This window comes from Candidatus Thiosymbion oneisti (assembly GCF_900092655.1).
Lineage (GTDB): Bacteria > Pseudomonadota > Gammaproteobacteria > Chromatiales > Chromatiaceae > Thiosymbion > Thiosymbion oneisti.
The window spans coordinates 1-7,528 of the sequence record NZ_FLUY01001046.1; the positions used below are offsets into that span (position 1 = coordinate 1).

Here is a 7,528-nt window from a genome sequence, read left to right on the forward strand (position 1 = left end):
CCCCAGGCTCCAGCGTGGGAGCAGATCCCGACGCTCCAGCGTCGATTAAACGCCTCGGTAGGCTAACCGCCAACGCCGATCAGCACCGAGGAGCTGCGTCCGCTGGAGCGGACAAGATAGCGTTCCCACGCTGGAGAGACTGTGAAAGTATTCCTGGATTTTCAGATCCAAAGGGACAGGACGACACAATTTCCCTAAATTGAGCACAAAATCTTCCTTCTTATCCCATGTGGTATAGGATTTAGCGTGGAATATGGCGGTCTCACCCCGCCACTTCCGGGGGAAACGAATACTTTCACAGTCTCTGAAGAAAAGGACACCCATTTTATTTCCCCTATATCACCGACGAAGAGGACATGGCGAATCTCTTTCTCGCCCTCTAGTCCTTGCGCAGCCGTTCATGGTTTCCGAAGTCCGTGCGTGATATTCGTGCCTTCCGCATTGAGCAGTGGTCGGACTTCACCGCAGTGGTCAAAAGCTGATACAGCGGATTTGACATCTATACCAGAATATAACGTAAAAGATATACATCGAAACGAGTGTTGTTAGCTATCTGGTGGCTCGACCATCGAGAAATATAGTTGTCGCAGCTCACCAAGCTTCTACATCGGATTTTTGGAGTTATCTTGGTGATTACGTCGTGTTTGTTTCAGATATTGTTATCCAAGAAGCATCAAAAGGAGATGAATCGCAAGCAAAGCTTCGGTTACAGAGAATACAAGCATTTCAAGTGCTTGAGATTGATGATGAAATAAAGGAGCTTGCACGAAAATTTCTTCTGGGCGAAGTAATCCCGAAGAAATGTCCAGAGGGTGCACTTCATATAGCGGTCGCCGCATCTAACGGGATGGATGTTATTGTTACCTGGAACTTCAAACATATAAACAACCCTTCTGTTCGAAAGAAGGTGAGGGAAATCGTAGAAGCTCATGGGTGGGCATGCCCGGAAATTTGTTCTCCAGAAGAGTTCCTGGGAGATAATGTATGAACGATCCAATTATTGAAGAAGTCCGCCGTATCCGAGACGAGCACTCGAAGAGATTTGACTACGATCTTGATGCCATATGCGATGACTATAAAACACATCAAGTACAAGCAGGGGGTGGCTGGTACGATTCCACCCAAAAATGGCAGCTAGCACTTCGCTCCACCGGATCGCTGTTCCGCTGTCGCTCCGCAGCGACCGGTGAGATTGGTCGTTAGCCGCCAGAAGTTTTGAGTGCCGGCAATGCGGTGCAAGGCAGAGAAGTCGGTAGCCTGCGGGAAAGGCCGTTTGGGCATTGTGTGGTTCAGCCGGCGCGTCCATTCAAGTTCCATGCAGTCTTCGAACGAAGGTAGTCCCGGTCACGTATGGCGCGCTGACTGGAACCACGCTTCATAGTTTGGAAGGGTGGCTAATGTGGTCTGTCCCTGATGTATCCCCACATTATTTCCATATAAGACAACAAATTGTAGCCGGATTTGATGGGCACGCCCCGCTTTGCCCATCCTACGCTTTGCGTCCTTTGTCCCTTTGCCCAGCCTGCGGGATGGGCAACCGTAGGATGGGCAAAGCAAGCGCCCATCGAGAGGGTCCCAGGGTTGGGCCGTCCCCCGGAGGTTTCCGAACCGCGACTGCTTGATCGGATGCACCAGGCGTAGCGTGCCCATCGACCTTCCCGGAAGAGCTGACGGATGCGGCTATACTCGCGGCTGTTCCTCGCATGGCTGTTGGTAGGGCCGGCAAGCTGCCGCGAGGTGCTCAATGAGCTGGTCGGCAGGATCGGGCCGCCCGATCAGTGGGTCGCAAACGAGCATGATGTCCTCCTTGCCGGCTGACGCCGAGGACGGATTTTGTGGGGATACCTCAGGGTCTGTCCCTATTTTCCCTTGTTCGATTTCGAGTTCGTAGGATGGAATATGAGTGGGATGAGTAGAAGGCGGTAGCAAATCGCAAAAAACACGGTGTTACCTTCGAGAAGCTGGCACCGTCTTCCGAGATCCACTTGCTGCTATGGGCGCTGACCCCGACCATTCGCTTGGCGAACAACTATTTTAGACTCGATAGAGGAACAACTAAGAAATGCCCCTGCTTCTGAAAGATCGAAACAAAAAGAGATTGCGACTAAATAACCTATCAAGCTGGGAGTTGCAGGTCCCAAAATACCGTGTTTTCTACGATGTTGATCCGGAAAAGAAACATGTTGTGGGCACCTTGAAAAATAGGTGTTTTCACCAATCAGGCTATTCTAACCCGTTGATTATTCAAGCGTGCTGTTGACGAAAATCGTATTTTTCAAGGTGCCCTTGTAATCAATGCGGTTGGTTGGAAAGAACACAATAAACTTTATATTCGAAGCCAGGAGTACTGCATATGAGAACGATAGAATTAACTAGTGGCTCGCTTAACCTCGAAGACGCACTAGATCTTGCAAGCCACGACAATATCATCTTAAAGGCAACGGATGGAAGAGAGTTTGTTCTGGCAGAAATGGATAATTTTGATCGAGAGATAGAGTTGACCAGAAAAGATCAAAAGCTAATGAATCTTCTGGATCAACGATCTAAAGGAAGAGGAGTACTTACTATTCGGCAAGCTAGGCAACAGCTTGGTTTGCTGTAGATCAAGCGCTAAAAACGTCAACTACATTAAAATCAAAGCTCTGGTTAGAGTGCAGCCTGTCTGCCTGCTGCAACCTTTTTGATCCGCAGATTGCGCAGATTTTCATAGATTGTTTCGTTTTCATCTGTGAGAATCTACGCAATCTGCGGATCAAAAAGGGGCGAGAAATTTTTCGCCTCTACTTCACGGTCAGCAGCCATGGCTTCATTGAAGCTGAGATTCCGGCAATGCGCGGTTCGCTGCCTGCCCCATCCCTGGGGCAGTAGACAGGTGCTTACCGCATCCCAGGTGAATTTCTGGGGGGAAGCCGGTAGGATGCGGTAAGGAACGAATCGCATCGATCGCAGATGCGGTTCGCGGCACTCACTGCTCATCCGGTGTGAGTTTTCGCGGACGCACTTAACCCGAGTCCAAGATATGACAAAGATCTTGCTGATCACTGCCGCCTTATCTCTGGTGCTTGCCGCGGGGGCGCGGGCCGATCTGTTTCTGAACCAGGAGCAAGAGGCCTACGCGCACTTTCAGGCCGGCGATTACGGGCAGGCCGCCGCGGGTTTCGGCGACGATTACCGGCGCGGCGTGGCCCTCTATCGGTCTGGACGCTACCAAGAGGCCGCCACTGCCTTCAGCCAAGTACAGCGCTCGGCCGCGAAAGAGGACGCCCACTACAACCTGGGCAATGCCCGCTTCCGGCTCGGCGACTTCGCAGGGGCAGCGACGGCCTACGAAGCCGTGTTGAGCACCAATCCGAACCACGAGGACGCCCACCATAACCTGGCCCTGGCCCGGGCCATGCTCGCGCGTATCGAGCAGGAGTTATACGAGAAGGCAAAGGAAGCACAGCGGAATCAAGCGGAAGAGGAGCGCCGGGGGGACGAAGGACAGGAAGGTCAGGAGCAGAAACGGCAGGAACAGGAAAAACAAGCGCAGCAAAAGCAAGAACAACAAGAGCGAAAACAGGAACAGCAGAAACAGGAACAAGAACAAAGGCAGAAGCAGCAGGGGCAGAAGCAAGAGCAGCAGAAACAAGAGCAACAACAAGGACAAAAGCAGGAGCAGCAGAAGCAAGAACAACAACAAGGACAAAAGCAGGAGCAGCAGAAGCAAGAGCAACAACAGGGGCAAAAGCAGGAACAGCAGAAGCAAGAGCAACAACAGGGGCAAAAACAAGAGCAGCAGAAACAAGAACAGCAACAACAGCAACAGCAGCAGGAATCCCAACAGCAAAGCGGATCGGGACAGCAATCCTCAGAGGGTGAGCCGAAAGAGGACAGCGAACCGAGCGACGGAGAGCAGACGGAGGATAGCGAGCGGGCGAAGGGCAAAGCGTCCGAGCAGGAGCAGAAAGGCAAGTCCGAACCCGAGACCACTGAGCCCCAGGAGGGCCAGCAGAAAAAGGAGCAGGAAACCGAGGGCAAGGGCAAACAAACAGACGAACAGCAGGAGGCCGAATCCGGCCCTGAATCCGATCAGGAACAGAGGCAAGCGGAAACCCAAACGGGCGGTGAAGAACAACGCGAGTCCCAGCAACAGGAGGGCGGCCAGGAGCAGCAGAAAACCTCCGAAGAGGAAACTGGCGGCGAGCAACCGAAGGATCAGTCCGAACAGACCGGATCGAACGAAGAACGCCGGGATGAGGAAAGCAAAGGAGGGGAGGAGTCGAAGCCCGAAGACGCGGCCGCCGGTGACCAGGAACAAAAGCCCGAGCGGGAGGCCGCTGGGGGTGAGGAAAAGCAACGCCCCGAGCAAGGGAAGGGTGAGGAGCAACAGCTGGAAGTGTCCCCCAGCGAGGGTGGCGAAGAGGAAGGGCGGGGAGAGGGTCAAGGTCCGGATACAGCGCAGGAGACGCCCGGCAAGGCCGAGGAGCGCCCGGACCGGCAGCAGACAGATGACCGTGGGGCACGACCCGACCGGTCACCGCAGGACGGACTGCCGGATGTACCGCCGGAAGGAAGCGCGGCGGAGGCCGTCGATCGTTTCGATCAGCTCGGCGAGCAGCCCATGTCCGACCTGGAGCCGGATGCCCGGCAGGCCGCAGCGGCCGCGCTGGGCGGATTGCCGATACGCGGCCCCGGTCTGGCCATCATGGAACAGCGCCTACGGCAGGTGGAGGGCGATCCTTCTTTGCTGATGCGCAACCAGTTCATGCTTGAGGAGATGCAGTTCATGCGCCAATCCGGCGGTCCCCTGCAAGAGAGTCGGCCTTGGTAGCGTTTTCTGTTTTAACTACGAATCACGCGAATTACGCAATTGATCCAGGAAACGCGCCTGCCTCTCCCCGCCAGGTCAGCCGGCACGCTACGATTATGAGTACGAACGCGCGATCCGGGGTCTCAAACCCACATTCGTTTGCAAAGAGCCCAGATTATCTGCAAACGGCTCTAGGCCGACAATTCACACCGCTAGTACCCCGATCCGCTGATAGTCGACCCCTACCACGCGGCAATCACGCCACCGATGAACGCGCACAGCAGCGCTGCCAGAAGCAATAGCAGCGTGTACATAACCCACATGGCGTGCTTTTCGGCCCGCCGCCGGTGCGCGTCACAGTGCCGGCAGGCAACGGGTCTTTCGTCCCCAACATACTTTCGCGTTTGCCCTGGGGGCATAACGAAAGGCCGCCACTGTCTCCCTTCATGTCCCGCCAGCGGCCACATGCTGACCACGGCGAGCACGACGGTCAGCATCAAAAATAGCGTGCAGGTCCACATCCACCCTTCGGCCTCGTGCCACATCCCAGGCGAAGGACCCCCGAGGGCTTGGAGCACGAAAACCAACAAGACACCGGCAACCCCCATGATCCAACTTGCCCTTTGGTCGTGCTGCAATTCCGCCTGGTAGTAATGCTCCGTCTCCCGCTGGAGGTGCTCGATCTCGAACCGGGCCGGGTCACCCTCGGCACAAGAATGCCCCGTATTCCCCTGTGGGTGCGGATGGTTCGTCGATTCTGCTTTCATATGGTTTGCCCTGCGCATCGGTTCAGTTTGCGGGAAACCCTACCTCCACTTACTCATCCGACGGGAGTACTCGATAGCATATTTCCATGGCAGATGTGCTAAAACTGTCCCTTGTACGGCCTATGATAGCCATGTAGGTCGGGTTAGGCGCGCTTTTTGAAGCTAGGGTCTGTTGCGACGATGGGGCGCGCCGTAACCCGACATGAGGGTGGGGGGCTATGCCATGTCGGGTTACGCCGCATCCCTGCGGCTAACCTGACCTACCCGGCTTATATCAGTCCCGGAGGAACGGTGATGTCCAACGAGAATGATGCGGATAAGAGGATGGCAGCCCTCATGAAGGAGGTGGTAAATGACCTCGGCGTGGAGGTGAACGACAATCGGGCCCTCTACCATGCGATGGTGAGGATTTGGTGTACCTTACGAGGCAACATGCCGCTCCATGACCTATCCATACAAGGTTGTACGGCGCAATCTGGAAATAGTCAAAAAAGTCAGGGGGAAAGTGGCAGAGGTGCTCTCCCGTGGCAAAGACGCCCGGCAGCAGTTGGAAAAGACGAGAAAAGAGTATCCGGGACAGGTGTGCGCCTTCCTACAAGGAATCGAAGACTACCTGAAGGAGAGGTATGGTCCGCCATCGTTGGCCGCGCCGACACCGTCGGTCCGTTTCGATGACCGGCAATACTGGGTGTTCTGACGTCCGCACGAGCGGGCAGCCTCCGCGCCGCTAGCGAGACAGAGCGACAAGCTGGAGCATTGGCTCGTCCGTCACTGGATTGCGCCTTGTGAGATCAACGGAATCCGGATTCAAAGGACGAGCGCCGCGCGAGGAGATCTGGGCAAACACTTGGCCCGGATACGGGAAGGCGGTACCTTCAAGGTCTTCGCCGTCTCTTTCACCGATAGTGTAAAACCCGAGTGGCCGGAGCGCGGAGTGCTCGTAGCCACCAAACTAACCAGCAACGACGACAGATGGAACAGTGTCAAAGAAGCGCTTGCAAAAGCCGCTCGGGAAAAAGCGCGCATTGTCGTCTTTCCCGAGCTGACCCTGCCCCACACCCTTCGTATGCGGCTCTGCCGGTGGCTGGCGGACGAGCACCCCGACCACCCGTTTCTTCTCGTCCTCGCCGGATCGTTTCATGTAAAGAGGGAACAGGGTCTACAACGAAGCACAGTTGCTCGATAGAGATGGCGGCCTTGTGCTCTCGCATACGAAGCTCACCTGCTACGTTAAGGGTAAAAGGACCGAAGACATCGAGTTGGGAAACCGGCTCGATGTCTTCGACACCCCCTCGGCTCGTTCGTAGTACCCATCTGTAAGGACTTCTGCGATGTGGGCAGCCACATCAAAGACCTGTGGAACTACGTGAACGCCGACTGGTTTCTCGTGCTGGCCTTCGGGGATGCCTCCAGCATCCATGCCCACGAACACCGCGCTAGAGATTTGTGGATTCGGTCCAACAGCTTTTGTGTCATCGCCAACTAGTACCTAGTTTCGATCGATATTGCTAGTCCACACACTGGAGCGGGTAAGCCAAGTGTGTGAGCCAGCAGATACTATGAACTTGCAATATCGGTCGAAACTAGGTACCAGCACCCCGAAGGAATACCGAAGCCTGACGCGCATGGATTCATTGTCGGCGGCGCTACCGGGGACAACAACCCCGTCTGTCCAGGCGACAAAGGCAATAACATAGCCTATGTGTGCGAGGTAATGCCTCTCTGAGAAGGCACTGAACAATTTCGTTCCGGACTTCCCGGCGCATGAAGGCTAACCGTTTGGAAATCCTTTGCCATCCCCTTGATCCCCAAGCAGGGCTCGCGAATGATAATTCCTGCTGAAACAAGCCCTTGGCCTGGAAGCGGGGCAGGTGGGTCAGGCCTTCTACCTGACTCTTTGGAGTGCGCCGGCAGCGCGCTGCCTCTGATTTGGAACCAAGCGGGGGGCGTTATTACCGTGCTGTTTGCC

9 protein-coding genes are annotated in these 7,528 nt (G+C 55.3%); 8 read left to right on the forward strand and 1 reads right to left on the reverse strand.

All coding sequences use genetic code 11. The features are described from left to right. The first annotated feature begins 529 nt into the window (after positions 1 to 529). From BQ17_RS10795 to BQ17_RS10805, 5 genes are all read left to right on the forward strand, one after another. Positions 530 to 988 (forward strand): type II toxin-antitoxin system VapC family toxin, encoded by a 459-nt coding sequence (locus tag BQ17_RS10795; protein WP_256091549.1) that lies wholly within the window; start codon positions 530 to 532, stop codon positions 986 to 988. Next, on the forward strand, positions 985 to 1,203 hold the full coding sequence (locus BQ17_RS20685; protein ID WP_141699229.1) for a hypothetical protein: 219 nt from the start codon (positions 985 to 987) through the stop codon (positions 1,201 to 1,203). Before BQ17_RS10795 ends, BQ17_RS20685 begins: the two co-directional genes overlap by 4 nt. 471 nt (positions 1,204 to 1,674) lie before the next feature. Then, entirely contained in the window at positions 1,675 to 1,818 is a 144-nt protein-coding gene (locus BQ17_RS21810) for a hypothetical protein (RefSeq protein ID WP_165741509.1), read from the forward strand. A 535-nt stretch (positions 1,819 to 2,353) separates the two neighbouring features. Beyond that, entirely contained in the window at positions 2,354 to 2,602 is a 249-nt protein-coding gene (locus tag BQ17_RS10800) for a hypothetical protein (protein ID WP_089726939.1), read from the forward strand. Positions 2,603 to 3,019: 417 nt separating this feature from the next. After that, positions 3,020 to 4,813 carry a tetratricopeptide repeat protein gene (locus BQ17_RS10805; protein ID WP_089726941.1) on the forward strand — a complete coding sequence of 598 codons (1,794 nt, stop codon included), beginning with the start codon at positions 3,020 to 3,022 and terminating at the stop codon, positions 4,811 to 4,813. Positions 4,814 to 5,034: 221 nt separating this feature from the next. On the opposite strand, the gene BQ17_RS10810 is transcribed toward BQ17_RS10805, so the two are convergent. Beyond that, complete coding sequence (locus BQ17_RS10810; protein ID WP_141699230.1) at positions 5,035 to 5,559, reverse strand: Pycsar system effector family protein; 525 nt, start codon at positions 5,557 to 5,559, stop codon at positions 5,035 to 5,037. A 442-nt stretch (positions 5,560 to 6,001) separates the two neighbouring features. On the opposite strand from BQ17_RS10810, the gene BQ17_RS10815 reads away from it, so the two are divergent. From BQ17_RS10815 to BQ17_RS21815, 3 genes are all read left to right on the forward strand, one after another. After that, positions 6,002 to 6,256, forward strand: coding sequence for a hypothetical protein (locus tag BQ17_RS10815; protein ID WP_089726944.1), 255 nt, complete (start codon positions 6,002 to 6,004; stop codon positions 6,254 to 6,256). A gap of 150 nt (positions 6,257 to 6,406) precedes the next feature. Further along, positions 6,407 to 6,745, forward strand: a complete 339-nt coding sequence (locus tag BQ17_RS22625) for a carbon-nitrogen hydrolase family protein (RefSeq protein WP_089726946.1) — start codon at positions 6,407 to 6,409, stop codon at positions 6,743 to 6,745. Between the two features lie 147 nt (positions 6,746 to 6,892). Continuing rightward, on the forward strand, positions 6,893 to 7,045 hold the full coding sequence (locus BQ17_RS21815; RefSeq protein ID WP_165741514.1) for a hypothetical protein: 153 nt from the start codon (positions 6,893 to 6,895) through the stop codon (positions 7,043 to 7,045). Positions 7,046 to 7,528: the final 483 nt, after the last annotated feature.

What these genes read in the sequence shown, in the direction of transcription:
- BQ17_RS20685 (WP_141699229.1), top strand. Translation starts at nt 985, where the DNA reads ATGAACGATCCAATTATTGAAGAAGTCCGCCGTATCCGAGACGAGCAC.
- BQ17_RS21810 (WP_165741509.1), top strand. Translation starts at nt 1,675, where the DNA reads ATGCGGCTATACTCGCGGCTGTTCCTCGCATGGCTGTTGGTAGGGCCG.
- BQ17_RS10800 (WP_089726939.1), top strand. Translation starts at nt 2,354, where the DNA reads ATGAGAACGATAGAATTAACTAGTGGCTCGCTTAACCTCGAAGACGCA.
- BQ17_RS10805 (WP_089726941.1), top strand. Translation starts at nt 3,020, where the DNA reads ATGACAAAGATCTTGCTGATCACTGCCGCCTTATCTCTGGTGCTTGCC.
- BQ17_RS10810 (WP_141699230.1), bottom strand. Translation starts at nt 5,559, where the DNA reads ATGAAAGCAGAATCGACGAACCATCCGCACCCACAGGGGAATACGGGG.
- BQ17_RS10815 (WP_089726944.1), top strand. Translation starts at nt 6,002, where the DNA reads ATGACCTATCCATACAAGGTTGTACGGCGCAATCTGGAAATAGTCAAA.